This is a genomic window from Nocardioides panacisoli (assembly GCF_039537325.1).
Lineage (GTDB): Bacteria > Actinomycetota > Actinomycetes > Propionibacteriales > Nocardioidaceae > Nocardioides > Nocardioides panacisoli.
This window is the reverse complement of the sequence record NZ_BAABAH010000005.1, coordinates 231,129-254,050: the sequence shown is the minus strand read 5'-3', so window position 1 is coordinate 254,050 and position 22,922 is coordinate 231,129. Positions and strand designations below refer to the sequence as shown.

Here is a 22,922-nt window from a genome sequence, read left to right as displayed (position 1 = left end):
CCGGATGCCTCTGCTGGCCCATCTCGACCAGGCCACCGGCCTGCCGATCCGCAAGCCCAAGCCCGTCCGCTACGAGGTCGCAGCGCCGGGCGACCTGGTCCACGTTGACATCAAGAAACTCGGCCGGATCCCCGACGGCGGCAGCTGGCGTGCATTCGGGCGCGGGTCAAAGCAGCACAAGAAGGCACACGCCGGCACCGATCGGGCCGCCCGGGCTGGTGGGTCCCCTTCACGCGGTTACGTCTTCTTGCACCACGCCGTGGACGACCACTCTCGCCTGGTCTACTCCGAGCAACTAAGCGACGAGCGCAAGGAGACCGCTGCCGCGTTCTGGGGCAGAGCCAAGGCGTTCTTCGTCCAGGCCGGCATCAGTGTGAGAGCGGTGATGACCGACAACGGCTCCTGCTACCGATCCCACGACTTCGCAGCAGCACTCGGCGAGGGCGTGAAGCACCGCTGGACCCGCCCCTACCGACCCCAGACCAACGGCAAGGTCGAGCGCTTCAACCGCACCCTCGTCGCCGAGTGGGCCTACGCCACGGCCTACCTGTCCGACGACGCCCGCTCAGCGACCTACGCCGGCTGGCTCCACTTCTACAATCACCACCGACCCCATACCGGCATCGGAGGCCTGGCCCCCGCCGACCGCGTTCACAACGTCACGGGGAACTACAACTAGCGCGGGACCTACTTCGCGTAGGTGATCGCGCCGCCCTTGCTGTCGATCGGCACCAGCTCGATGAACGTGTGCCCGGCGGGGACCTTCATCGAGCCGCCCGACGTGGACAGAGTCACCGGCGAGGTGAGCTCGTCCTTGTGCCAGGTGCCCTCCTCGACCTTGCCGTCGTGGAACAGCAGCGCGTCGCCGTCGCCGACGAACTTGGTCTCCGGCACGTGGTTGCCGGCCGGGTCGAGGTAGCCCGCGTCGCCGATGTCGACGCGCAGCACCAGCACCGAGTCGGCCGAGAACTGGTCGTCGGCCGGCGCGAAGGAGTTCGTGTTGACGTAGTGGCCGCCCTGGTAGCTCCACTCCGTGGAGTGCGAGCCGCCGAAGTCGGCCGTCAGCGAGGTCGCCGGCTTGCCGCCCTTGAAGTCGCTGTCGCTGCCCCAAGGGAGGTAGTCCTCGGGGCGGGAGTCCTTGCCGTCCTCGGTCGCCTTGGCGACGGCGCCCAGGTCCGCGAACAGGTTGTACGGCGCGATGCGCGTGTCGTCGCGGCGGAAGCCCGCGCTGCCCTCGGTGACGAACGGGATGTCCGCGCCCTTGATCCGGTTGATCGTCACGCCGGCGCCGCCGGAGGTCACGATGGTGCCGTCGATCGGCGACACGATGCCGATGTCGCTGGCCCGCATCGAGCGGACCGGCCCGACCACGCCGGGGATCTGGGAGTAGTAGAACGCCGCGAGCCGGGTGATCCCGCCCTCGACGAGCTCCTCGACCACCATGTCGGCGCTGCCGAGGCCCTGCTGCGGCGAGCTCGCCTCGGTGTTGTCCATCTTCACGACGAGAGCCGGGTGGTCCTCGTCGGTGCTGCCCTTGGCCTCGAGACCGGTCAGCGGCCAGGTCTCCGGCGCAGCGGCCTTGGACTTGGCGACGCCGTGCGGCTCGTCGGACCCCGAGGAGTCGTCGCCGCCGCAGGCGGTGACGGTGAGGGCGAGCGCGACGAGCGCGGCGGGCAGGGCGGTACGGCGCTGGGCGGGACGCACGGGAGCTCCGATCGTGGTTGTCTAGTCCGACACTCGACTTTAAGCGATCAGGGCCCTCATCCGAGGGTGACACCCCCGTCGACGTACAACGTCTGTCCGGTGATGTACGACGCCTCGTCGGCCGCGAGGAAGCAGACGGCCGCGGCGATGTCCGCCGGCTCGCCGACCCGCTTGACCGGGTTGGCCTCGGCGTTGAGGCGGCGGAACTCGTCGACGTCCATCTTCAGCCGGGCGGCGGTGGCGTCGGTCATCTCGGTGGCGATGAACCCCGGCGCGACCGCGTTGACGTTGATGCCGAACGGGCCGAGCTCGATGCCGAGGGTGCGGGTGAAGCCCTGCAGGCCCATCTTCGCGGCCGAGTAGTTGGCCTGGCCGCGGTTGCCGAGCGCGGAGATGCTCGAGGTGTTGACGACCTTGCCGTACTTCTGCGCGACGAAGTGCTTCTGCGCCGCCTTGGTCATCAGGAACGCGCCCTTGAGGTGCACGTTCATCACCAGGTCCCAGTCCTCCTCGGTGAGCTTGAAGAGGAGGTTGTCGCGGGTGATGCCGGCGTTGTTCACCAGGATGTGGATGCCGCCGAGCTCGGAGACGGTCCGCTCGATCGCGGCGTCGACCGACGCGGCGTTGCTGACGTCGCAGCCGATGCCGATCGCCTTGGCGCCCTCGACCACCGGGAGCTTCGCCGCGGCCTCCGCGGCGGCGGACTCGTCGAGGTCGATGATCGCGACCGACGCGCCCTCCTCGGCGAACCGGGTGGCGGTGCCGAAGCCGATCCCGCGCGCTGCACCCGTGATGACGGCGACCCGCCCGTCGAAGCGGCCCATGTCTGACTCCTCAGCCTCGTGATCCGTGGTGGAAACGCTGCGAGGGTACCGATGCCCGGCGTGGGCCGGACGGGCGGCTCAGGTGGCGAGCGCGGCGCGCAGGCGCTCGGCGTACTCCGCGGCCTCGCCGTCGCCGTACTTCGTGCGCGGCCAGAAGAAGCCGCGCAGGCCGTCCCCCTTGGTGCGCGGCACGACGTGGCAGTGCAGGTGGGGCACCGACTGGCTGACCACGTTGTTCATGGCGACGAAGCTGCCCTGCGCGCCGAGGCCCTCGACCGCCGCGGTCGCCAGCCGCTGCGCGGCCGCGAGGAAGCCGTCGCGCAGCCCGGCCGGCAGGTCGGGCAGCGTGACCACGTGCTCGCGCGGCACCAGCAGCGCGTGGCCCTTGAAGACCGGGCGGGCGTCGAGGAACGCCACGAAGTCGTCCTCCTCCAGCACCAGCTCGGCCGGGGTGTCCCCCGCGACGATCGAGCAGAAGACGCAGTCGGCCACGTCCGCAGGCTAGTCGGCCGCACCGACTCAGCCTCCTCTCCTCGCGGTCTCAGGAAGCCTTCAACCGGCGGTGCCACGCTGGCGGCGTGACGACGCGGTCCCGCCGCAGTGGAGCCGTCCTCGACCCGGCGCTGGTGTTCGTGCTGGCCTGCACCCTGTTCGCCCTGCACGGGACGCAGGGGCCCCTCGACCGCGACCTCGGCGTGTTCCTCTACGGCGGCGAGCAGGTGGCGCACGGGGTGCCGTCCTACGTCGGGATCTTCAACTCCGTCGGTCCGCTCTCCGACGCGGTGCCGGGGCTGGTCGTGGCGGCCGGCGACCGCCTCGGCATCGACCCGATCCTCGCGACCCGCGTGGTCTACCTCGCGCTGTCGGCGGGCTGCTGCGCCGCGCTGTACCTGCTCGGCCGGCGCACCTTTCGCTCGCGGGCGGCCGGGTTCCTCGCCGCGTCGGTCCTCGCGTGCGCCGCCACGTTCACCGAGTTCGCCTCGGACGGCCCTCGCGAGAAGACGCTGATGCTGCTCCTCCTGCTGCTCGCTCTGGTCTGGCTGCTGGACCGCCGGTGGTTCCTGGCCGGTGCCGCGACCGCCGCCGCGACGCTCACCTGGCAGCCGGCCTTCGCGGTCGCCGTCGCGGCGGCGCTCGTCGCGGTCGCGGTCGAGCGCGGCGGACGGGTCCGGGCGTTCGTCGGGTACGTCGTCGGCGGGCTGGTGCCGACGGGGATCGCCGTGGCGGTGTTCGCGGCCGACCATGCGCTGCGGCCAGCCATCGACGGCTTCCTCGTGATCAACGCCGGCTACACGCGTCAGCCGTCGCTGCTCACCGACCCGGCGCTCGACGTACGGCTGATGTGGGGCGGGTACGCCTGGACGATCCTCCCGTTCCTCGTCGGGCTGGCCGTCCTGCCGCTCCTGCTCGCCGTGCACTGGCGGGGCGGCGGCGCCCGACGCCGGGCGCTGGTCGTGGTCCTGGCCGCCGCGCTCGCGTCGGTGGGCTGGCTCCTGGTCGCCATGAACGGGCCGCCGGACCTGTTCGACGTGCTCCCCTTCGGCGCGCTCGGCTTCGCCGGGCTGGTGCTGCTGGTGGCCGGCGCGCTGCCGGAGCCGGGGCGGCTCGCGCTCGTCGCCTCCTGCGTCGCGACCGCGATGGTCGCCACCGCCGTCGTGGCCGTGGCCACGCGGACCGACGAGCTGGCCGCGCAGCGTGCGGTGGTCGACGGGGTCGTGGGCCGGCTGCCGCCGGGCGCGACCGTGCTGTCGGTGAACGCCCCGGACGCGATGGTCCTGGCCGACCGCACCAACCCGACGCCCTGGCAGGTCTTCAACGGCTCCGAGGACCGGTTCCTCAACGCGCACCTGCCCGGCGGCCTGTCCCAGTACGCCGCCTGGGTCAGCCAGACCCAGCCCGACCTGGTCGTGCTCGGCGACCGCAACCCCGAGGAGTGGCTGCACCGGGTCCTCCGGCTGCAGTACGTCGACCTCGGCACCACCGGCCGCTGGCACTGGTACGCCTCGACCGGCCTCGGCGCCCCGCGGCTCCAAGCGCTCCGGGCGACGGTGGCGGCCGACCGCGGCCTGCTCCCGCCGCCCCGGTCGCTGCAGCCCGGGCCGACCTGACGGCGCCGCCGCGTCAGCGCCGGCGCAGTCGCCGTACCAACAGGGGCGGCGCGAGCACGCCGGCGACGAGTGCGAGGGCGGCGACGAGGCTGGCGGCCTTGGTCTGGCCCGTGTGCCCGCCGGTCAGCGAGATCGGCGTCCCGGGCGCCCCACCGGCAGCGGTGCTCTGCGGGTCGCCCGTCACCGCGCCGGTCAGGGGATCGACCGCTCCTGTGCCGTCCCCTGTTCCGTCGGCTCCCGTACCGGTCCCGGTGCCGGTGCCGTTCGGGCCCGCGCCCGGATCGGTCGACGTGCCGTCCGTGCCGGCCCCGTCGCCGGTCGTGCCGGCCGGGTTGCCCTCGCCCGGCGCACACGTGGCGCCCTTCTTCGAGCAGGGATCCGGCTTGGGTGCCGAGTTCAGGATGTCGAGCGCGGGGTTGTTGCACTTGTCGATCGAGGGCGACGGCACGGCGCCGGGGATCCGTCTCACCTGCGCGAAGCCGGCCTCGACCAGGTTCTTGGGCAACGGGGAGTAGCCGAGGATCTCCGCCTTCTGCTGCCCCGCACAGAGGAAGTAGTTGATGAACGTCGACAGCGTCTTGCCCTTGTCGGCGTTGAACGGCGGGTCGGTCGAGGTCGGGACGATCATGTAGCTGTAGCTCGACATCGGGTAGGCCCGCGGATCGGGGTTGTTGTAGACCGAGGTGAGGTTCTGGGTGAGGTCCTTGTTGATCCGGGCCTGGGTCAGCGCGACCGCGACGTTCCCGGCCGTCGGCTGGGAGTAGTAGCCGGCCTTGTTCAGCAGGCCGACGACCGGGAAGTTGATCCGCTTGGCGTAGGCGTACTCGACGTACCCGATCGAGCCGGCGCCGTAGGAGGCGGACACGTAGTTGGCGACGCCGTTGGAGCCGACCTGCGCCTTGCTGTTCCCGAACGCGGGGTAGAAGGAGACGCTCGGGCACGCGGAGCCGCTCAGGTGCAGCTTGCTGCGGATGAAGGGGCAGTAGACGTCCGGCGTCTGGTTCTGCATGTAGAGGGTGAACTGCGCGGACGCGCCGGCGCCGTCGGACCGGACCACGGGGATGATCGGGATGTCCGGCAGCGACTTGCCGTAGTCGGCCTTGATCGCCGGGTCGCTCCACCGCGTGATCTGGCCGGTGAAGATCTTGGCCAGCGTCTCCGGGGAGAGCCGCAGGTCGCGCACCTGCTGACCTCCGAGCTGGAGGTTGTACATGAAGGACGTCCCGCCCGCCACGATCGGCATGTACGCGTAGTCGCGGCTCGGCACCTCGGCCTGCTGGCCGGGCTCCGGAGGGTTCTGGAAAGGGATCTCGCTGGTGGCGAAGTCCGCGGTGCCCTGGATGAACTGCGAGCGGCCGTCGGTCGAGCCGGTGCCGGCGAAGTTGACCACGACGCCCGAGGCGCGGACGTCCGCGCGCCACGCGTCGACCGCGACCTGGCTCCAGGTCGAGCCGGCGCCGGACACCGGGACGTAGTCCGTGGCGTGCGCCGCGGGCACCGGGCTCACGGACAGGCCGAGCAGCGCCATGGCGGCGGCCAAGGGGAACAGGCGGACGAGGTGGCGTTTCACGAGCTGGCTCCTAGGGTCCGGGCGAGGCGTCGCTGCTCGCGGCGGCTGACCCGCCCCGGGGTGCGGCCGCCGATGATGCGGGCGAGGGCGAAGAAGAGGACGACGAGGGCGAGCAGCACGACGCCGGCACCGAACGCGCGGGTGATGGCGACGTCGATCGGCGTGCGCAGCCCGTTGAAGACGAACAGGGGCAGCGAGAGCTGGGGTCCGTGCCGCGGGTCGTAGTTGAGCTCGTTGGTCGAGCCCGCGACGAGGAGGACCGGTGAGGTCTCACCGATGATCCGTGCCACACCGAGCAGCACGGCGGTGACCAGGCCCGGTCGTGCCGTCGGCAGCACGACGCGCCAGACCGTCTGCCACTGGGTGGTGCCGAGCGCCAGCGATGCCTCGCGCAGGCCGTTGGGCACCAGCCGCAGGACCACCTCGGCGGTGGTGATGACGACCGGGACCATGCTCACCGAGAGCGCGAGCGCCGCGGCCAGGCCGCTGCGCTCGTGGCCCATCTGGAGGATCACGAGCGAGTAGATGAAGAGGCCGGCGACGATGGTCGGCACGGCGGTCATCGCCTGGACGACGATCCGCACGAGGCGGGCCAGCCTGCCGCGGACCTCGCTGAGATAGACAGCCGTCGCGAGCCCGAGCGGCACGCTGACGGCCGCGGAGATGGCCACCTGCTCGAACGTGCCGACCATCGCGGCGAAGATGCCGCCCTCGCCCAGCGGCGCGTCCGGCCCCGAGTAGGCCATCGTGTCGTGGAAGAAGTTCCAGTGGGACAGGGCCGCCTTGCCGTGCACGAACGTGAAGACCACGATGCCGACCAGCGCCGAGATCATCACCAGCCCAGCCGTGGCGACCAGCGCGCCGATCAGCCGGTCGAGCACGCCGAGCCAGTCCAGGCTGGTGGCGCTCGCGGCGACGAGCAGGGTCAGGAACAGCGCGTAGGCGAAGATCCAGAACCCGATCGTGCCGGTTGCCGGGATCAGCCGCTCGTAGAGCAGCCAGGCCAGGGACAGCGACCCGACCAGCGCCACCACGACGTGCAAGGTGAGGTCGGGCGAGATGCCGCCGAGGCGGAGCCGCTCGGGCAGGGTGGGCGGCGCGGGCACGGTGGGCGCCGGCACTGCCGTCTGGGTCGCCATGTCAGATCTCCGTCGCTGCACCGGAGCGCGATCGACTGACGACCACGCCCGCGGCGGTGTTGATGACGAGGGTGAACGCGAACAGCACCATGCCGGCGGCCAGGAGCCCCGCGAACGCGGTGCCGTTCGACTCGGAGTAGCGCGACGCGATGTGGGCCGCGATCGTGTTCGTTCCCGTCTCGAGCGGGTGGGTGGTGAAGTCGAAGATCGGCGAGATCAGCGCGTAGACCACGATCGTCTCGCCGAGCGCGCGGCCCAGGCCGAGCATGATCCCGCCGATGATGCCGGCGCGGCCGAACGGCAGCACGACGGTACGGATCATCCCCCACTTGGTGGACCCGAGCGCGATCGCGCCCTCGCGCTCGCCGATCGGCGCCTGGGCGAAGACCTCGCGCATGATCGAGGTGATCGTCGGCATGATCACGAAGCCGACGGCGACGCCGGCGATGAACGCCGAGGACGTGTACGACGACGGCGAGTCCGGGGTCTTCACGGTGAGCGGCCCGAGGAACTTGCCGAGGTGGACCGACAGCCACTGCGCGACGGGCAGCAGCTGCGCCTGGAGGAAGACGACGGCCCAGATCGCGTAGATCACCGCGGGCACGGCCGCCATCAGGTCGACGAGCGTCACCAGTGCGCGGCGCAGGCCGGCCGGTGCGTACTCGCTGATGAACAGAGCGGCACCGAACGACACCGGCACTGCGACCAGCAGCGCGATGACGCCGACCAGCACGGTGCCTTCGAGCAGGCCGGCGATGCCGTACTCGCCCGTCTCGGGGAGCCACTGCTTCTCGGTGAAGAAGTGCCAGCCGCGCTGCTGCAGCGCCGGCCAGGCGCCCTTGGTCAGGAAGTACCCGATCAGGCACATGACGAGCAGGGTCGCGACCGCGGCGCCACGGGTGACCCACACGAACACCCGGTCCGAGGCGGTGGGCCTGGTGACCAGCTGGCGACGCTCGGGGGCGGGCCGCGGCAGCTCCACGGTCGGCGGGGCGGTGGCGGTCATCCGAAGCGTCCGTTCACGTAGTCGGCGGTGCGCTCGTCGCGGGGCCGCTGGAAGACGTCGTCGGTGCGGCCCTGCTCCACGATGTGGCCGGGCTGGCCCTCGGCGGCGAGGAAGAACGCGCACCGGTCGGAGACGCGCTGGGCCTGCTGCATGTTGTGGGTGACGATCACGACGGTGACCTCGCCGGCGATCTGCCGGATCGTCTCCTCGACCCGGCGGGTGGAGGTCGGGTCGAGAGCGGAGCACGGCTCGTCCATGAGCAGCACGTCCGGGCGCACCGCGAGCGAGCGGGCGATGCAGAGCCGTTGCTGCTGGCCGCCGGACAGCGAGCCGCCGGGGGTGCCGAGCCGGGTCTTCACCTCGTCCCAGAGCCCGGCGCTGCGAAGGCTGTGCTCGACCAGCGCGTCGGCCTCGGAGTCCTTGCCGCGGGTCTTCACCCGCCGGCCGGTGAGCCGCAGCCCGGCCAGCACGTTGTCGTAGATGGACATCGTCGGGAACGGGTTGGCCTTCTGGAACACCATCCCGATCCGGCGCCGGCTCTCGATCGGGCGCAGCGCGGGGTCGTAGATGTCCTCGCCGTCGAGCAGGATCTTCCCCGCGAGCGCGGCACCCGGGACCAGCTCGTGCATCCGGTTGAGGATGCGCAGGAAGGTCGACTTGCCGCAGCCGGACGGTCCGATCAGCGCGGTGACCTCGCCCGCGGCCATGACCAGGTCGACCCCGGCCAGCACCTGGTGGTCGCCGAACCACGCGTGCACGTCCTCGGCGGCGAGCGTTCCGGGCACCCGGGCAGGTCCGGGGGCTCGGGGTCCCTCGTTGCCGGGCACGGGGAGTGGCCCGTTGGGCGCCGGGGCGGCGGTGGTGGTGCTCATGGTGCTTCCTTCGTGATGGGGATCAGAGCGTGTTGGGCAGGAGGAGCGTGATGTTCTCGAAGACGTGCCAGAGCACGGCGAGCAGCGCCGGGACGGCCCCGATCCACACCGCGCGCCACCGCAGCCGGACCGTCGCCCAGGTCGCGGCGACCGAGGTGATCAGCAGTGCCTGCGCCCACAGCAGCAGCGCGATCGCGTGGTCCGAGACGCCCTTCCCTGCCTGGTCCGAGGTGTCGGCGCTCGCCCCGCCGGCGAGGCCGGTGGAGGCGGGCAGCGCCTTGCCGTCGAGGGTCGCCGACACCGTCAGGGTGCGGGTGTTGGTGATCGCGGGGTCGCTGGTGACCAGCGTCAGCCGCGACTCGGCCGCGACGATCTGGCGGTCCGGCGCGTCGCTGGTGCGGACGACGTCCACCACGTAGGTGAACTTCCCCTGGCCCGTGACCACCTTGATCGTGTCGCCGGGCTGGAGCTGGTCGAGGTGGCGGAACGGCGCCCCCGCCGTGGCTCGGCGACCGATGAGGACCGAGACCCCTGCCTGGCCGGGCAGCACGGTGTCGGGCCGCAGGCCCGGGCCGTCGAGCGTCTGCTCGCTGTTGCTGCCCATCTCGAAGACCTGCTCGACACCGAGGCGCGGGATCGTGACGATCCCGACCGGCGTCCCCGGTGCGATCGCTCCGCCGACCGGGACGGTGGCAAGGGCGAGGTCCTTCTTCAGCTGGGCGAACGCGATGTCCTGCTGGCGGTGCTGGGCCAGCGCGGAGCCACCGAACAGGTAGCCGCCGAACAGGGCCAGCGCCGCGAACACCAGGATCATGCCCGTCGCCACGACGGTCGCGACGTTCCACTCCCACGGCTTCTGCGGCCGCGGCTCGGCGCGACGACTCCCCTGCTCCTTGCGAAGCCGGAGCCGGCGCCGCTGGCGCGGTGGCGTGGCCCCGGGTGTCGGGGCGGGGGTGCCGGGCGGCGCGACCTGGGTGTCCGGCTCGGTCACCGTCGCAGCCATCGAGGGCCCCTCCCGGTCCGGCCCACCCACAGCACGGCCGGTCCGCCGAGGAGGGCCAGTGCGGCGACCAGGCCGAGTGCCGGGAGCAGCAGCTGCCGCGCGCCGATCGGGGTGCTGCTGACCGTCACCATGTCCGGGCCCGCGTCGACGGTGTCGCCGTCGGGCGAGTCGGACGGCGAGTCGGACGGCGAGTCACCGGTCCCGGCGGGCTCCGGGACGGACCCCTGGGTGTCCCCCAGGGGTCCGCCCGGTCCGTCGGAGGGTGCGTCCGACGGGCTCGGGGTGGCGTCGTCCGCGCCGTCCTCGCCGGGGTCGTCCGAGGGAGCGGCTCCGGTGAGCACGGCCTGGCGTGCCGACTCCAGCTGCTTGGTCTGCTGCTTCGTCAGCGGTGCGTAACCACCGGGAAGCTGGCCGACCTGGTCCCCGCCGACCTGTCCCTGGCCACCGGCGTAGGACAGGAAGTCGGCCATCCGCTGGCGGTCGTCCTCGTCCGCCGTCGTCGACAGCGCCGCGGAGATCTGGAGGGTGAGGGGGTAGGTGTCCGGGTCCTTGGACCTGAGGTCGACCTGGCGGGTGACGCCGTCGGGGTTGACCTTCGCGTGGTCGATCGCCGCGGTCATGCCGGCGACCGTCGGGGTCACGAAGCTGCCCGAGGCGTTCTCGAGCGCGGCGGTCGACAGCTGGAAGCGGTCGGCCGAGGCGGCGTCGATGATGCCGATCACCTCGCGGCTGCCGGGGTTCTGCCGCGGCTGCTTCACCGTGACGTTGACCCCGCCTTCCTGCTGGACCAGACCCCCCGGGAACTGCGCGATCGAGAGCTGTCGCGCGAGCGCGTCGAGCTCCTGGACCGGAGCGAAGCTGTTGGACAGCAGCGAGTCCAGCAGCGGGAAGCTCGCGAACGGCAACGCGATGCCCTTGTAGTTTTCGTTCACGGTCATGCCCCAGGGATCGGGCTTGCCGGCCAGGAAGTCGCGAGCATCCTTGTCCGCGGCGATCCAGCGGGTCAGCGCCGTCGTGGTGTCGGAGAGGTCGCCGAGGATCAGCACGTGGTTGCCCGGCGCGCCGCTGGGCCAGTCGACACCGGGGTTGAGCTGCAGGAACTCCGGGTCGGAGAACAGGTTGTAGGGCCGGTTGTGGATCACGGCGGGATCGCCACCGGAGCGGTACGAGGCGGTGACCAGCTTCGCGACCAGGCGCGGGTCCAGCTTCATGCTCGTGACCGGCTTGCCGTGGGCGTCGTCCACCTGGAACGCGACGACGAGCGAGGTCACCGCGACCGGCGCATAGATCACGCCCGCCTGGTCGGCGGCGTCCGCGTCCAGCGGGTCGATCACGAGACCGGTCCCCGTGGTGCCCGAGCCGACGTCGCCTCGGGTCTGCGGCTCGCCGATCGCGGTGTAGTCGAGCTGGACCGGGTGGCTCGAGAGCCGGCAGGTCCGGGCCCGCCAGCTCGCCAGGACCGACGCTGCCATCGGGCTGCCCTCGACGGCAAGGCCGTCGCGTCCGAGCGGGCACGCGTCGTCGACGGGCAGGAAGCTCAGGGGCACGACGGTCCGCCGGGCCCAGGCCCACGGCGCGTCCATCAGGTCCTCGGTGTCGCCGAGGTCGTGCGCGCCCCGGCCGTAGTTCGGCACGACCACGATCGAGCAGGGACTCGTCGCGTCGCAGCCGAGCCCGGCCGACTCGCGCTTGGTGAACACCTGGATCGCCACCTGCCCGGTGCCGTCGGCGCTGGTGACGTTGTCCTGCCAGTTGGCCGGACCGTCAGGGGTGGCGGCGAACGGGTCGGTCTGTCCCGGGTAGGTGAAGGCCGCGACCGGGTCGACGGCCGGCGAGTCACCGCTCGCGGGCAGGCCGCGGAAGCCCGGCGAGCCGTAGCAGTCGCTCGAGCTCGACGGGTCCGCGCCACGGCACTCGTAGACGCGGACGGGGTACTCGGTGTTGATGTCGAGCGAGTCGCCGGCGTTCTGCAGGCGGCTCGACGAGCTCGGGCGGAAGCCCTGCCACGAGACCGCGATGGTCTGGTTGACGAGGTCCTCGGTCTTGCTGACCGTCACGGTCGCGCCGTCGCCGGCGCCCGGCGCGGCCACCGTCGCGGAACTGTCCGCGCGGTGCACGACGTGCGCCCGCGACCCGTGGTCGGGCTCGGCCGGCGCCGCGCCTGCGGCGCCGGCCGCGGCCACGACGGCCGCGAGGGGAAGCGCGACGGCGAGCGCCGTCGACGATCGGATGCACCCAATCCGCATGTGTAACTCGACTCCTTGCCACTCGCGGGGCCCCCGATGCCGGGGGCCCCGATGCCGGAACTGCGTCAGCTCGTCTGGCCGCAGAACCGGGCTGCGGACGTGTCGTTCCCGAGCGGGGTGTTGCCGAAGGGCACGAGGAGCTCGTCCTGGTGCTGGCAGAGGTAGCCGCCCGCCTTGAACACGTCGGTGAGCTCGGCGGGAGCGTCGTTGCGGGTCACGTTGAAGAACAGCCGGCCGAACGAGGCGCTGGCGCCGGACGCGAAGTCCGGGTTGAGCACCAGGTACGTCGTGCCGTTCAGCGTCGTGGTGGTCGTGGGCGAGGTGGTCGTGTTGACCGTGCCGACGACCGCGCCTCCGCGGTTGTCGTCGATGCCCGGCGCCTGGTTGGCCTGGGCCGCCCACTTCGTGACGGCGTAGGGCGCGATGCCCTGCGGGTCGCCGTCCAGGGTGCGGCCGTCGTTCTGCTGCTGGTCGAAGACCGTCGGCAGCCCGTTGCAGCCGTCGGTCACGTTGTTCAGCGTGGTGCCGATCGCCTGCAGGAAGAACGTGAGCGTCGCTGCGGAGGCCGGCGGCAGGTAGAGGTGGATCGCGCCCGCCTGTCCCCCGACCTCGCTCCAGTCGAGCACCTTGCACTCGAAGATGCTCTTCAGCTGCGCCGTGGTGAGCGGCGTCGTCGGCGCGTAGGCGTTGCCGACGGTCGCATAGCTCACCGCGTCCCGGCTCTGGGCATAGAACGTCAGGCTCTGCTCCGCCGGCGCCGTGCCCTTGGCCCGGCTGGCCCGCACGAAGTCGATGCAGAAAGGCTTCGCCGGGTCGTTGTCGACGTGCAGGTTCTGCGTGATCGCCGTGATGCCGGCGTTCGCGCCGTTGGGCCGGGCCACGCTGCAGCCGGGCTTGGTGGTGATGTTCTCGCCGGCCGTGCCGGTGACCGGGTTGACGGCGTCGTACGACGCCAGCACGTGCGCCGGCCCGGGGTTCTGCGCGTTGTAGTGGACGGTGAGGTTGTTGGTCAGCTCGGCGAACGCGTCCGCGCCGACCGCGGCGTAGATCTGGTCGGCCGTCTTGCCCGCCGGCGGCTGGCCGGGGGTGCCGGTCGGGTCCGCCAGCGCGGCCGTGGACGCGGCGACGGTGAGGGCGAGCGCCGCGGCCGCGGTCGTCAGGCCGGTGAGGACGCGACGGCGTCCGTTCGTGTGTCGGTTCATCGGTGGTGTCCTGTCGGAGTCGGAGCGGGCGTCAGCTGACCTTGAGCACGGCGACGGCGACCGTCGTGCCGGTGCTCTTGGCGCTCTTGGAGCCGGTGTTCTTGATGACGACCGTGTGTGCGGCGAGGTCGCCGCTGAAGCGGAACGTCTTGGTGACGGTCTTCGTCCCGTCCGAGTAGAGGTCGACCGTGGGCGTCTCGCCGTCGACGACGATCTGCACCTTCCCGGCCGTCGGGCCCCCCGTGAACGAGATCGCCAGCTTCTTGCCGTAGACCTTGGCGGTGAGGCTGGCACCCTTCTTGGTGCTCTTCAGGCCCTTGCCGGTCGGCGAGGCGTCGACGCTGTAGGCCTTCCACGTTCCGGACTGCTTGATCTTGGACTCGCTCGGCGCGTGCGTGCCGGCCGCGAGGGCGCCCTTGGGCACCGAGCTGCCGCTGAGGACGACCGGCCGGGTCGCCGTGGTGGTTCCGTCGCCGTTGGTGGCTGTCACCGTGATCGTGGCGTTGCCGGCGCTGAGGCCCGCGGTCGGGACGTCTGCGGTCCAGATGTTGCCGGCGCCCTTCGTGGCGTGCGCGGTGGCGGAGCCGATCTTGACGGTGACCCCGGAGACGGTGCCACCGGTGGCATAGGCGGTCACCGGCACGGTGGCACCCCCGATGGAGACCGTGGCGTCGCGGGTCGGCGTACGGACGAACAGGGAGGGGCCGGGGTCGGCGGTCGGGGCGAGCGCAACGCCGCGGAACTCGGTGCCCGCCGCCGCAGAGGCCAGGACCGTGGGAGCCCCGGCGCCGAACGTCGAGCCCGCTCCGCTCGGGTCGGTGAGCGCGAGCAGCTTGGCCGGCGTCGTGACCGCGAGGCTCACCGAGGAGCCGTCGACGTCGGCGACGAGCCCGGACACACCAGGCACGTCGACACTTCCGGCGAGGGTCCAGGTCGAACCGCTGTAGCGGTACTTGTCGACCGTGCCGGCCCGCTCGGCGGCGTTGGCCAGGTAGATCGTGTCGGCGGTGGTGCCGTTCCAGCCGACACCCGGGCTGAGGTCGAGCACGGCGTAGCCGTAGGTGAGGAGGTTGGCGGGCAGCCCCGGCACCTCGGTCAGGTTGCCGCCGGAGCCGACCAGCGCCAGCCGGTCGTCGAGGATCCCGCTCGTGAACAGGCCCCCGGCCTGGTAGCTCAGCTGGTTGAGGTTGCTGCCTGCTCCCCCGGCCGACACCGACGTGCTGCTGCCACCGAGCGTCGCGGCCAGCACGCCGCCGTTGCCACCGGTGGCAAGGATGTCGTCGCCGTTCTCGGTGACGGCGGAGCGCACGATCGACGGAGCCCCGGCACCGGTCAGCGCTGTGCTCGTGTCGACGCCGCCGTGGGCGTCGACGATGCCGACCACCCGCGCGACGGTGCCGGGCGCGGTGGCGGTCAGCGAGGTGCCGCCCGGACCGGTGGCGCCCGGCGCGGCCGCGTAGCCGGTGACGCTCACGAACCGACCGTCCGGCGAACGGGAGATGAGGCCCTCGGAACGGGACTCCCCTGCCGCAGTGAGCGGCAGGTTGCCGTCGGCCGCGGTCGTCGGCAGCGCGGTGGAGCCGACCGGCGCACCGCTCGGACTGAATTCGTCGACGAAGACGGGCGCGGCGGCGTTGGACAGCGTCCCGCCCGGCGCGCCCACCCGGTAGACGACGAGGTCGCCGCCGGTGAAGCCGGCGGCCTCGGCCGAGGGGGTCGACGTGAGCAGGGGGATCCCGATGGCGGCCGTGCCGAGGGCGACGGTGACGCCGAGGATGCGCAAACGGATGCGCATGAGTGCCTCGCTAGCAGGTGAGGGCGGCATGGCCGCGAAACTGAAGGGCACCCGAGAACCGCTCTTTGTCGAGCGACTTGGAGTACTTAAACCATCGGCCGACGCCCCCTGCAACTCGAAACGCCCCATGGAAGGTGATCGGTGCACCCCCGGAAGGCAACACCTCTCGTCGGGCCCCGGATCGGCCACAGTGGTCTAGCCAGCCGGGACCCTCTCCGCACCGCTGATCGGCCAGGATGAGGGGCGTGCTCGGACTCGAGATGGTCGTGCTGCTGGGGGTCGCCCTGGTCATGGCGGGCGCTCTGGCGCGCCGCTACCCGATCGCGCCGGCGATCCTGCTCGTCCTGGTCGGCGTGCTGGTCGGCTTCGTGCCGCACCTACGTCAGGCGCAGCTGCCACCGGAGGTCGTGCTGCTGCTGTTCCTCCCGGCGCTCCTCTACTGGGAGAGCCTGACCACCTCCCTGCGGGAGATCCGCAACAACCTGCGCGTCGTGGTGCTGACCAGCACCGTGCTCGTGCTCGCCACGGCCGCCGCGGTCGCCGTGGCGGCGCACGCTCTCGGCCTCGGCTGGGGGCCGGCCTGGGTGCTCGGAGCCGCGCTCGCACCGACCGACGCGACCGCCGTGGGCGTCCTGGCTCGCGGCCTGCCGCGTCGGACGGTCACGGTCCTGCGCGCCGAGAGCCTGATCAACGACGGCACCGCGCTGGTGCTCTACGGGCTCGCAGTCGGCGTCACCGTCGGTGAGCAGGACCTGACCGGCTGGCACGTCACCTGGCTGCTGGTGCTGTCCTACGGCGGCGGCATCGTGGCGGGCGGCCTCGTCGGCCTGATCAGCTGGCAGGTCCGCGGGCGGATGGACGACCCGATGCTCGAGGGCATCGCGATGCTCGTGACCCCGTTCGCCGCGTTCCTGCTGGCCGACGAGATCCATGCGTCGGGGGTGCTCGCGGTCGTCTCGTGCGGGCTGTTCATGAGCCAGGTGACGCCGCGGATCACCGGAGCGCTCACCCGTCAGATCGTCGTCCCGTTCTGGGCACTCTCGACCACGGTGCTCAGCAGCGTCCTGTTCGTCCTTGTCGGGCTCTCTGCCCAGGGGGCCTTCCGCAACCTCACCAGCACCTCGCTGCTGCGGGCACTGGTCGACACGCTCGTGGTGACCGCCGTGGTGATCGCGGTGCGGTGGGTCTGGACCTACACCACGCCGTACCTGATCAGGCTCCTCGACCGCCGGCCGGCCCAGCGGCTGCGCCGGATCGGTGCTCGTCAGCGGACGGTGAACGCAACGGCCGGCTTCCGCGGTGCCGTGTCGCTCGCCGCCGTGCTCGCCGTGCCGAACCACCTGGACTCCGGCGTGCCGTTCCCCGACCGGGACCTCATGGTCCTGGTCACCTGCGGCGTCATCGTGCTGAGCCTGCTGCAGGCGCTGCTCCTGCCGGCAGTCGTGCGGTTCGCCCGGCTGCCCGAGGACACCTCGGTCGCCGAGGAGCTCCAGCTGGCCGAGATCCTCACCCTCGATGCGGCGATCGATGCCCTCGACGCCACCGCCGCCGAGCTGGGGAGCAGCGAGAAGGTGGTCGCGCGCGTCCGCCACGAGCTCGACAAGCAGCGCACGCTGCTCGCCGCGGGCGCCCCCGACGATCCCGTGGTCGAGCACGACGACCAGTACACGAGCCTCACCCTTGCCCTGATCGGCCGCCGCCGCGAAGCGCTGCTCGAGCTGCGCGACGAGCAACGGATCGACGACATCGTGCTGCGTCAGGTGCAGGCGCGGCTCGACATCGACGAGGTGCGGATCTCACGCGCGAGCCCGGTCGAGTAGCCGGCCGTCAGGAGGAGGCAGGCTCCTCGTGGTGGAAGTGGTGCACCTCGGCGTCGTCCCCCGGGTAGACGAGCGCCTCGTGCCCGGTGTCGGACCAGCGGACGACGTACGGCGGCGACCCGTCGGGGTGCCGCACCTCCAGGACCTCGCCGTCGCGGATCGGGCTGCCCACCCGGTTGCTGCGCACGATCAGGCGATCTCCGACTGCTGCGTACATGGCTCCGACCTCCTCGGTGTGGGTTCCAACGTCCGCCGCGGAGCGGCGGCGAGGGAGAGGCGGAGGACCCGAGAAGAGGGGTCGATGGACCGTCGTCGCGTGCCACGACGGCGACCGAACCTGGGATCGGCGCACGCGCGGAGAGGCGGACATGGACAGCACCGGGACGCAGAGATCACGCGCCAGGGCATGACCTGGGCGATCACCAACTGGCTGCTGGACGCCATCTGCCCTGCTCGTGCCCGCCATGGTGGCCGCGGGCGCTTCCACGGGCGCGAGCCTCGCCGGGGTGCTGACCTGGCGACTGCTCCAGTTCTGGCTCCCCATGCCCGCCGGCGCGCTCTGCTGGGCCTCGCTCACCCGGCGACAACCGTCGAGCCTGCTCCCTGCACGCACGCGGAAGACCCCGTTGTGAAGAGCGCTCTCGCGCTTTTCACAACGGGGTCTTGTCACGTGCGTGGAGCTGCGGGGAATCGAACCCCGGTCCTCGAGCGCCGAACCAGGTCTTCTCCGGGTGCAGTCAGTGCTGTCGTGTTGCTCGGCCCCGGCGCTCGCACTGACACGTCGCCGACAGGCCCAGCCGGGTTTGAGTCCCGCGTCACCCTCCCGGCGAGAGTGACGCAGCAAGTCTCCTAGCTGACGCCTGGGTCCGGGACGGAGACAGATGCCCGGTCAGACGCTTCGATCACCGCTCAGGCGGCGAGAGCGAAGGAACTGCGCTTAGCGTTGGCAGTTATTTGTTTCCAGCGGCGTTAACGAGATGACGCTGGCTCCTCGACCCGCTTCCCCTGGAACTAGCGTCCCAAGTCGAAACCGATCAGCCCCTATGGATTTGTCAACCGTTGCCAGTCTACGGGTGTCAACCGCCGGAGCGCCCGAGAGATTCCAGGTCGAGCAGCCGGACGGCGTTGTTCCAGGTCACGTCGCGCAGCCAGTCGTCCCCCAGACCGAGGGCGGCGAGGCCGTCCAGCTGCTCGCGGTAGGCGAACGGGATCGTCGGGAAGTCCGACCCCCACACCACCCGGTCCTGCAGGTCGCCCAGCCGCGGCACCAGATCCTCGGGATAGGCGCCGTGGCCGTCAGCGAAGAAGTCGCTGAACGCCATCGAGGTGTCCAGGAGCACGCTGTCGTGCCGCTCCGCCAGCACCAGGAACTCCTCCCACTCCGGCGCGCCCATGTGCGCGACGACCAGGCGCAGCCGCGGGTGCCGGGCGAGGACCCGGGCGGTCGAGGCCGACCCGGTGTACGGCGTACCGACCGGGCCGGAGCCGGCGTGGACCACGATCGGCGTACCCGCCTCGGCGAGGGTCCCCCACACCGGCTCGAGGAGGGGGTCGTCGAGGTGGAACGCCCCGACCTGGAGGTGGGCCTTGAAGACCCGCACCCCGTCGGCCACGAGCTCGGGGACGTACGCCGCCGCCTCGGGCTCGGGGTAGAACGTCGCGGACCGCAGCACCGCCGGCTCCTTCGCCGCGAGGTCGCGCGACCAGTCGTTGAGGAAGCCGGCGACGCCCGGCTTGTGGGCGTAGGGCAGCGTCGGGAACCGCCGCACGCCCGCCTCCCCCAGGAACGCGCGCCGCTCCTCCGCCGTACCGCGGTAGCGGATGGGCCACGGCCGGCCGATCAGGTCGCCCTCGCTGTCGAACTCGCGCCAGACCGCGGCCTCGATCCGCGGGGGCAGGAAGTGGACGTGCAGGTCGATCAGCCCCGGGAGCCCGAGCTCCTGCCAGAACGCCCGGACGTCCTCGGCGTCAGTCACGCATGCCCTTCAGCCGCCGACCGAGCTCGACCTGCTTCTCGCGGTCGGCCTCGCGGCTGGCGATGGCCTGCCGCTTGTCCCAGCTCTTCTTGCCCTTGGCGACGCCGATCTCGACCTTCGCGCGGCCCTTGACGAAGTACAGCGACAGCGGCACCACGGTGTGGCCCTTCTCGCTGACCTTGCGGTCGATCTTGTCGATCTCCGACTTGTGCAGCAGCAGCTTGCGCTTGCGGCGCGCGGCGTGGTTGGTCCAGGTGCCCTGGGCGTACTCGGGGATGTGCACGCCGTGCAGCCAGGCCTCGCCGCCGTCGATGTCGACGAACCCGTCGGTGAGGTTCGCCCGGCCCATCCGCAGCGACTTGACCTCCGTGCCCTGCAGGACCAGGCCGGCCTCGTAGGTGTCCTCGATGAGGTAGTCGTGCCGTGCCTTCTTGTTGGACGCGACGATCTTGTGATCCGCCCCGTCCTTGGCGGCCTTCGCGGCCGTCTTCTTCGCTGCCCTGCTCATCCGTCCATTGTCCCAGGGAGGGTCAACGGGGTATCAGCGGACGGGAGGGGTGGGTGGACGAATCATCACGGTATGCAGGCGATTGGCCGCTTCCCACGTGGAGCTCCGCACGGGAAGTGCGCACTCACCTGCATACCGTGATGATTCGGCCGCGGCCGCGACCGCCCGCCCGGCCCTACAGGTACTGCATGGGGTCGACGGGCGTGCCGTTGCGCTCGACGATGAAGTGCAGGTGGCAGCCGGTGGCCCAGCCGGTCTGGCCGACGTACCCGAGGACCTGGCCGCGGGCGACGTGGGCGCCCTGGCCGACCTTGTAGCTCGACATGTGGTTGTAGACCAGCGTGATCGTGTCACCGTTGATCTTGCCGATGGCGAGGTAGAGACGGTTGCCGTAGACCGAGTCGTAGTGCTCGTCGATGACGGTCCCACTGGCCGACGCGACCAGCGGAGCCCCGCACGGCGCGCCGAAGTCGGTGCCGTTGTGCAGGCCCCAGTAGCCGTAGATCGGGTGGATCCGCCACCCGAAGGGCGAGGTGACCGGCCCGCTGACCGGCGGCATCAGCAGCCCGTCGGCGGGACCGACGTAGCTGCCGCTCTGCTGCTGGGAGAGCCGCAGGATCTTGTCCTTGATGCGGTTCTCCCGGGCTTGCAGCCGCTCGAGCGCCTCCCGGTCGTGGCGGCGCGCGTTCAGCGCGGCGCGCCGCGCGTGCGTGCGCTCGAGCACGAGCCGGTCGACCCGCTCCTTGGTGTCCCGGGCGTCGCTGACCAGCCCGGCCACCCGGTGCACGGTGCGGTCGGCGGCGTCCTTCTTGTGCTGGACGGCGTTGCGGGCCGCCTCGACGTCGTCCTTGTGGTCCTCGACCGCGGCCTCCGCGACCTGCAGGGCGTCGAGCGTGTCGCTCTCGAGCCCGACGACCAGGCCGCTGGCGGTGTCGGTGGTCATGACGTCCTCGACCGAGCCGGAGTCGAGGTAGGAGCTGATCGTCTGCAGGACCGGGTTGCCGTCCGTCGCCTGCTCGAGCACGGTGCCGCGCACCTGCTGCCTTTGGTTCTCGACCTCGGCCTTCGCGTCGCGCAGCGCCTGGGCCGCCTTGTCCAGCCGCGCCTGCGCCTCCTTGAGCTCGCGCTGCAGCCGGGCCGCCTGCTTGCGTGCGGCGCCGAGCCGGTCACGGACGCGCTCCAGCCGGGCACGCGCCTGGCTCAGCTCGTGCTGGGCACCCTCGAGCCGGGCCGTGGCCCGCGAGTAGCTCTTGCTGGACTCGTCGAGGTCGTGCTGCGCGGAGTGGAGCCGGCCCTGCACCAGGTGCTGGCGGTGCTTGAGCACGTGCTCGTGGTGGTGGTCGTCGGCACTCGCAAGGGGTACGGCGACCGCCGCGCTCGCGAGCACGAGGACGGCAGAGACCGCCAGCCGCTTGGGGAAGAAGGGCACGGCACAGCTTTCAGCGTTCGGGGAAGAGAACGCTCCGACCGTATCCGGCGCGGATCAGACTTTGACGTATTTGCGCGTCAGCAGGAGTGTCGGGATCAGGGTCAGCGCCGGGCCGAGCAGGGCGATGCCCGGGGGCACCACGCCGATCAGCGCCTGGACGTAGTCGTCCCAGCCGATCCAGGGCAGGAACGAGACGCTCTCCTGGAGCCTCTGGTGGATGCCGAACCACTCGAACGCGGCCAGCGCGCCGGAGGCCATCGCGACGCCGATCACCGCGGTCACCAGGGCCTCGAGGAGGAACGGCAGGGCGATGTAGAGGGTCGAGGCGCCCACCAGGCGCATGATCGCGATCTCCCGCCGGCGGGCGACCGCCGCGAGCCGGATGGTGTTGCCGACGAGCAGCAGCGCGGCGAGGAGCAGGACGCCGGCGCCGATCCACGACCCGACCTTGAGCGCGCTCATGATCCCGTAGATCTGCCCCAGCGCCTTGCGCTGGTCGCCGATCCCGCGGACGCCGTCGAGGCCCTGGACGGCGCTGATCACGCCGTCGGCCTTCTGCGGGTCCTTGAGCGTCACCCAGTACGCCGCCGGCCAGCCCTGCACGGTGATCACCGGGTCGGGGCCCTGGAAGACCTCCGGGGAGAAGATCTCCTTGGCCTTGTCGTAGCCCTCCTGCTTGCTCTGGTAGCTGAAGGACTTGACCTCGGGGCTGTTCCGGATCTCCTCCTCGATGCGCTTCCGCTGCGCCTCGGTCGCCTCGCCGCCGGCGCAGTTCGGGCTGTGGCCCGGGTCGTCGTCGACGCAGAGGTTGACCTCGATCTGCAGCTCGCTGCCGAGGGTGTCGGTGGTCAGGTCGGCCTGCCGCTGGATCATCAGGCCGGCGCCGAGCAGGGTGAGCGAGACGAAGATGGTCAGGATCACGGCGAGGTGCATCGACAGGTTGCGGCGCAGGCCGGTGCCGAGCTCGCTGAAGACATAGCGCAGCTGCATGGGGTGACTCTCTCCTGGGTCTTCTCGGCGCTCAGTGCTCGAAGCCGTAGGCGCCGGACGCCTCGTCGCGGACGACCTTGCCCGTCTCGAGCTCGACGACCCGCTTGCGGAACTGGTCGACGATGCCGTGGTCGTGGGTGGCCATCACGACCGTGGTGCCGGTGGCGTTGATGTCCTCGAGCAGGTTCATGATCCCGACCGACGTGGACGGGTCGAGGTTTCCGGTCGGCTCGTCGGCGATGAGGATCATCGGACGGTTGACGTAGGCGCGGGCGATCGCGACCCGCTGCTGCTCACCACCCGACAGCTCGTCCGGCATCCGCGCGGACTTGTCCTTGAGGTCGACCAGCTCCAGCGTCTCCGGGACCAGCCGGTCGAGCTCCTTGCGGGAGCGACCGATCACCTGGCCCGCGAACGCGACGTTCTCGGCGACCGTCTTGTTCGGCAGCAGCCGGAAGTCCTGGAACACCGTGCCGATCTGACGGCGCAGCCGGGGCACCTTCCACCCGGCCATCCGGTTGATCTCCTTGCCGGCGACGTAGACGCGGCCGGTGGACGGCCGCAGCTCGCGGAGCACGAGGCGGAGCGCGGTCGACTTCCCGGAGCCGGACTGACCGACGAGATAGACGAACTCGCCCTTGTCGATGTCGATCGTCACCTGGTCGAGCGCCGGCCGACCGGGCCCGGGGTACTTCTTGGTGACCTTCTCGAAGCGAATCACGCAGCAAGA

The 22,922-nt window shown here is 71.4% G+C and carries 20 protein-coding genes and 1 other RNA gene; 3 read left to right on the top strand and 18 right to left on the bottom strand.

Features of this window, described 5'->3' with window-relative positions:
• Nucleotides 1-679: integrase core domain-containing protein (locus ABD709_RS10100; protein WP_344774902.1), on the top strand; the 679-nt coding region annotated here is incomplete at its 5' end.
• 8 nt (nucleotides 680-687) lie between these two features.
• Here ABD709_RS10100 and ABD709_RS10095 read toward each other — a convergent pair.
• The 3 genes from ABD709_RS10095 to ABD709_RS10085 form a co-directional block, all read right to left on the bottom strand.
• The gene (locus ABD709_RS10095) at nucleotides 688-1,704 is read right to left on the bottom strand and encodes a DUF3048 domain-containing protein (RefSeq protein WP_344774900.1); all 1,017 of its coding nucleotides are present in this window, start codon (nucleotides 1,702-1,704) and stop codon (nucleotides 688-690) included.
• Nucleotides 1,705-1,760: 56 nt separating this feature from the next.
• Nucleotides 1,761-2,528: an SDR family NAD(P)-dependent oxidoreductase gene (locus ABD709_RS10090; RefSeq protein WP_344774899.1), complete on the bottom strand. Its 768-nt coding sequence runs from the start codon at nucleotides 2,526-2,528 to the stop codon at nucleotides 1,761-1,763.
• 78 nt (nucleotides 2,529-2,606) lie between these two features.
• Nucleotides 2,607-3,020 (bottom strand): HIT family protein, encoded by a 414-nt coding sequence (locus tag ABD709_RS10085; protein WP_344774897.1) that lies wholly within the window; start codon nucleotides 3,018-3,020, stop codon nucleotides 2,607-2,609.
• An 86-nt stretch (nucleotides 3,021-3,106) separates the two neighbouring features.
• Between ABD709_RS10085 and ABD709_RS10080 the strand changes: the two genes are divergently transcribed.
• On the top strand, nucleotides 3,107-4,636 hold the full coding sequence (locus tag ABD709_RS10080) for a glycosyltransferase family 39 protein (protein ID WP_344774895.1): 1,530 nt from the start codon (nucleotides 3,107-3,109) through the stop codon (nucleotides 4,634-4,636).
• A 13-nt stretch (nucleotides 4,637-4,649) separates the two neighbouring features.
• Here the strand turns inward: ABD709_RS10080 and ABD709_RS10075 are convergent, their stop codons facing one another.
• From ABD709_RS10075 to ABD709_RS10040, 8 genes are all read right to left on the bottom strand, one after another.
• Nucleotides 4,650-6,206 (bottom strand): phosphate ABC transporter substrate-binding protein PstS, encoded by a 1,557-nt coding sequence (locus ABD709_RS10075; protein WP_344774893.1) that lies wholly within the window; start codon nucleotides 6,204-6,206, stop codon nucleotides 4,650-4,652.
• Nucleotides 6,203-7,345: a phosphate ABC transporter permease PstA gene (pstA, locus tag ABD709_RS10070; protein ID WP_344774891.1), complete on the bottom strand. Its 1,143-nt coding sequence runs from the start codon at nucleotides 7,343-7,345 to the stop codon at nucleotides 6,203-6,205. Before pstA ends, ABD709_RS10075 begins: the two co-directional genes overlap by 4 nt.
• 1 nt (nucleotide 7,346) lies before the next feature.
• A complete protein-coding gene (gene pstC, locus ABD709_RS10065) occupies nucleotides 7,347-8,351 on the bottom strand; it encodes a phosphate ABC transporter permease subunit PstC (RefSeq protein WP_344774889.1) in 1,005 nt (334 codons plus the stop codon).
• Nucleotides 8,348-9,136 carry a phosphate ABC transporter ATP-binding protein gene (locus ABD709_RS10060; RefSeq protein WP_425575098.1) on the bottom strand — a complete coding sequence of 263 codons (789 nt, stop codon included), beginning with the start codon at nucleotides 9,134-9,136 and terminating at the stop codon, nucleotides 8,348-8,350. Before ABD709_RS10060 ends, pstC begins: the two co-directional genes overlap by 4 nt.
• A 109-nt stretch (nucleotides 9,137-9,245) precedes the next feature.
• Nucleotides 9,246-10,226 (bottom strand): sortase, encoded by a 981-nt coding sequence (locus ABD709_RS10055; protein WP_344774885.1) that lies wholly within the window; start codon nucleotides 10,224-10,226, stop codon nucleotides 9,246-9,248.
• Nucleotides 10,211-12,472 (bottom strand): hypothetical protein, encoded by a 2,262-nt coding sequence (locus tag ABD709_RS10050; protein ID WP_344774883.1) that lies wholly within the window; start codon nucleotides 12,470-12,472, stop codon nucleotides 10,211-10,213. The genes ABD709_RS10055 and ABD709_RS10050 overlap by 16 nt, the downstream gene beginning before the upstream one ends.
• Nucleotides 12,473-12,537: 65 nt before the next feature.
• Nucleotides 12,538-13,674, bottom strand: coding sequence for a type 2 periplasmic-binding domain-containing protein (locus ABD709_RS10045; RefSeq protein WP_344774881.1), 1,137 nt, complete (start codon nucleotides 13,672-13,674; stop codon nucleotides 12,538-12,540).
• A 31-nt stretch (nucleotides 13,675-13,705) separates the two neighbouring features.
• Nucleotides 13,706-15,469: a hypothetical protein gene (locus ABD709_RS10040; protein ID WP_344774879.1), complete on the bottom strand. Its 1,764-nt coding sequence runs from the start codon at nucleotides 15,467-15,469 to the stop codon at nucleotides 13,706-13,708.
• 245 nt (nucleotides 15,470-15,714) lie between these two features.
• Here ABD709_RS10040 and ABD709_RS10035 point away from each other — a divergent pair, with 245 nt between their 5' ends.
• Nucleotides 15,715-17,289 carry a Na+/H+ antiporter gene (locus ABD709_RS10035; RefSeq protein ID WP_344774877.1) on the top strand — a complete coding sequence of 525 codons (1,575 nt, stop codon included), beginning with the start codon at nucleotides 15,715-15,717 and terminating at the stop codon, nucleotides 17,287-17,289.
• Between the two features lie 7 nt (nucleotides 17,290-17,296).
• Here ABD709_RS10035 and ABD709_RS10030 read toward each other — a convergent pair whose 3' ends face one another.
• The 7 genes from ABD709_RS10030 to ftsE form a co-directional block, all read right to left on the bottom strand.
• Nucleotides 17,297-17,506, bottom strand: coding sequence for a DUF1918 domain-containing protein (locus ABD709_RS10030; RefSeq protein WP_344774875.1), 210 nt, complete (start codon nucleotides 17,504-17,506; stop codon nucleotides 17,297-17,299).
• A gap of 455 nt (nucleotides 17,507-17,961) precedes the next feature.
• Nucleotides 17,962-18,331: a transfer-messenger RNA gene (gene ssrA, locus ABD709_RS10025) on the bottom strand.
• A 34-nt stretch (nucleotides 18,332-18,365) separates the two neighbouring features.
• Entirely contained in the window at nucleotides 18,366-19,265 is a 900-nt protein-coding gene (locus ABD709_RS10020) for an amidohydrolase family protein (protein WP_344774873.1), read from the bottom strand.
• Nucleotides 19,258-19,773 carry an SsrA-binding protein SmpB gene (smpB, locus tag ABD709_RS10015; protein WP_344774871.1) on the bottom strand — a complete coding sequence of 172 codons (516 nt, stop codon included), beginning with the start codon at nucleotides 19,771-19,773 and terminating at the stop codon, nucleotides 19,258-19,260. Before smpB ends, ABD709_RS10020 begins: the two co-directional genes overlap by 8 nt.
• A 175-nt stretch (nucleotides 19,774-19,948) precedes the next feature.
• Nucleotides 19,949-21,202, bottom strand: coding sequence for a peptidoglycan DD-metalloendopeptidase family protein (locus tag ABD709_RS10010; protein WP_344774869.1), 1,254 nt, complete (start codon nucleotides 21,200-21,202; stop codon nucleotides 19,949-19,951).
• 54 nt (nucleotides 21,203-21,256) lie between these two features.
• The gene (gene ftsX / locus ABD709_RS10005) at nucleotides 21,257-22,192 is read right to left on the bottom strand and encodes a permease-like cell division protein FtsX (protein WP_344774867.1); all 936 of its coding nucleotides are present in this window, start codon (nucleotides 22,190-22,192) and stop codon (nucleotides 21,257-21,259) included.
• 31 nt (nucleotides 22,193-22,223) lie between these two features.
• Nucleotides 22,224-22,913 (bottom strand): cell division ATP-binding protein FtsE, encoded by a 690-nt coding sequence (ftsE, locus tag ABD709_RS10000; protein WP_344774865.1) that lies wholly within the window; start codon nucleotides 22,911-22,913, stop codon nucleotides 22,224-22,226.
• Nucleotides 22,914-22,922: the final 9 nt, after the last annotated feature.